Origin of the sequence: Streptomyces sp. NPDC059850 (assembly GCF_042731515.1) — a bacterium.
In the GTDB taxonomy this organism is placed as follows: Bacteria; Actinomycetota; Actinomycetes; order Streptomycetales; family Streptomycetaceae; genus Streptomyces.
Genome location: NZ_JBHWJI010000145.1, coordinates 1 through 2,912, shown reverse-complemented (window position 1 = coordinate 2,912; position 2,912 = coordinate 1). Strand labels below are relative to the sequence as shown.

The following is a 2,912-nucleotide window of genomic DNA, read 5'->3' as shown; positions in this document are numbered from 1 at the left end:
AACACCGCAGGCACACCACCACCCACCGCCCCCACCACATCAAGATCCACCGCAACCACCAGCGGATCCGGGACTCGGCACGCGGCATCCAGCAGGGCGAGTCCGCGCTCGGACGACAAGGGCCGCATTCCGCGCAGCCTGGTCAGATCCATGTGGCCCATGTGCCCGGTCATGGCGCTGGCCTGCTCCCACAGCCCCCATGCCACCGACAGCCCGGGCAGCCCGTGACCCCGGCGGCGGGCGACCAGCGCATCGACGTAGGCGTTCGCCGCCGCGTATCCGGCCTGCCCCGCGTTGCCCACCACCCCGGCGGCCGAGGAGAACATCACGAACAGGCCCAGGGGCAGACCCGCCGTCGCGGCGTGGAGATGCGCCGCAGCCGTGGCCTTGGCCGCCCACACCCGCGCCACTTGTCGCGGGTTAAGTGAGGTCACCACCGCGTCGTCCAGCACGCCTGCGGCATGGATGACCCCGGTCAGCGGATGTTCCGCATCGGCCCCCGCCACCAGCTCCGCCACCGCGCCCGCGTCCGTGACATCCACCGGGACGACTCGCACCTGTGCGCCCATATCACGCAGCCGGTCGGTCAGTTCGCGCGCACCAGGGGCCCCGGGGCCCCGGCGGCTCGCCAACACCAGATGCTTGACCTGCCAGGTGCGTACGAGGTGTTCGGCGACCAAGCCGCCCAGCAGGCCCGTGCCGCCGACGATGAGCACGGTCCCGTCCGGGTCGAGAGCACCGGACGCCCCTGGCCGCTCGGTGGTGGACTGGTCACCGCCCGCGCGGGCAACGGCCAGCCGGGGCACCAGCAACTGCCCGGCCCGCATGGCCACCTGCGGCTCATCAGCCCGTACGGCCCGCGCCACGGCGTGGGCCACGCTTCGATGGGTGGTCTCGGCGTGGGCATCCGGATCCGTGTCCAGGAGGACGAATCGGTCCGGATTCTCCGCCTGGGCGCTCCGCAGCAGGCCCCATACGGCGGCACCGGCCAAGTCCACCTCCTCGGCACCCGCGACCGCACCCCGCGTAGCCACCACCAACCGGGCGTCAGCCAGGCGTGGTTCGGCCAGCCAGCCCTGCACCAGTTCCAGCGCATGTTCGACAGCGGCCAGCCCCGCATCCGCCATGAGGTCGTCGTCGGCGGGCTCACCCACGGCGGGGAGATACGCCAAGGCCACGGGCGGAGCGGGCGTACCGCCGTCCATCGCGGCGGCCAATGCCGTCAGGTCCGGGTGGCAGACTGCACCACTGTCGCCGTCGTCCCGGCCCAGGACCACCCAGTCGTCGTCATCCGCCGTGACCGACTCGGTCTCAGGCAAGGGCGTCCAGTCGAGTGTGAACAACCCACCGGCGTCGCGCCCGCCCACGGACCGCAGCTGCTCGGCGTCGGCCGGACGCATCGTGAGGGAGTCCACCGTGAGGACGGGAGCGCCCCCGGCATCGGCCACGAGGAGCCGTAGCCCTCGCTCGCCGTCCCCGCTCCCCTGGCGCGGCGTGAGCCGCACGCGGACCGTGGTCGCGTCCGTGGCCCACAGGGATACGCCGTTCCAGACGAACGGCAACCACAGCTGCTCGGCCTCCGCCTGGTCGTCCGCGTCGGCGGCGGCGAACCGGTCGGCCAGCAGGAGGGGGTGCAGGGCGGCGTCGAGGATCGCCGGGTGGATGCCGAAGCGGTCATGGTCCCCGGCGGCCTCGGGCAGCGCCACCTCGGCCAGCAGATCGTGGCCATCGCGCCACACCGCTCGAAGCCCCTGGAAGGACGGGCCGTACGCGTACCCGATCGCCGCCGCGCGCTCGTAGAATCCCGCCACCTCCAGCGGCTTCGCATGCGCCGGAGGCCATGCGCCGGGCAGCTCCTCCGCCGGGCCACTCGGGGACGGCGGGCTCAGCACGCCATCGGCGTGGCACACCCACCCCGGGTCGGCGCCCGGCTCGGTGGTGCGGTCGGGGCGGGAGTACACCCGTACGTCGCGCCTTCCGTCCTCCGCCGCCTCGCCCACCACCACCTGTACGCGCAAGCCACCCGACTCGGGCAGGACCAAGGGAACCTGCAGCGCCAGCTCCTCCACGCCGCCGCACCCGGCTTCATCCGCCGCCCGCAACGCCCACTCCACCAGCGCCGCACCGGGCATCAACGCCGCACCCGCGACGGCATGCTCGGCCTGCCAACCGCCACCTCCGGCGGAGACCCGGCCGGTCAGCAGCAACCCGCCATCGGGCAGTCCGACCGCAGCGGGCAGCAAGGCGTGCTCCACACGCTGCAACCCTGCTGCCGACACATCCCCCGCTCGACCACTCGTGGCAGCCGCCCAGAAGCGCTGACGCTGGAAGGCATACGTCGGCAGATCCACCGTCCGTGGCGTCGGGTCGGCCGGGAACAGGGTCGTCCAGTCCACCGGGACGCCCGCGACGAACGCCTCGGCGAGGGAGCGCACCAGCTGCGCCCTGCCCCCGTGGTCGCGGCGCAGCGTGGGCACGGTCACCGCGTCGACACTCGCCCGCTCGAAAGTCTCCTGCATGCCGACCGCGAGGACGGGGTGGGTGCTGGCCTCGATAAACACCCGATGCCCGTCGGCCAGCGCCGCTTCGAGTGCGTCGGCGAACCGTACGCGCTCCCGCAGATTCGTCACCCAGTACGAAGTGTCCAAACCGCTGGTGGCGATCCGGCCTCCGGTCACCGTGGAGTAGAACGTGATGCCGCTTCCAGACGTGTCATTCGGGCGGACCCCGTCCAGTTCGCTCATCAGCTCGTCGCGGATCTCGTCGATCTGGGGGCCGTGCGAGGCGTAGTCCACGTCGATCAGCCGCGCCCGGTCGCCGTTGTCCCGGCAGGCGGCCACCACGGCGGCCACCTGCTCCGGCGGACCCGAAACCACCGTAGAAGACGGCCCATTGACCGCCGCCACACCCAC

At 72.7% G+C, this 2,912-nt stretch carries 1 protein-coding gene; it reads right to left on the bottom strand.

Going from position 1 to position 2,912, the window contains the following annotated elements; genetic code table 11:
- A partial coding sequence (locus ACFV9T_RS42630; RefSeq protein ID WP_385449258.1) for an SDR family NAD(P)-dependent oxidoreductase occupies positions 1–2,876 on the bottom strand: 2,876 nt, incomplete at its 3' end.
- Positions 2,877–2,912: the final 36 nt, after the last annotated feature.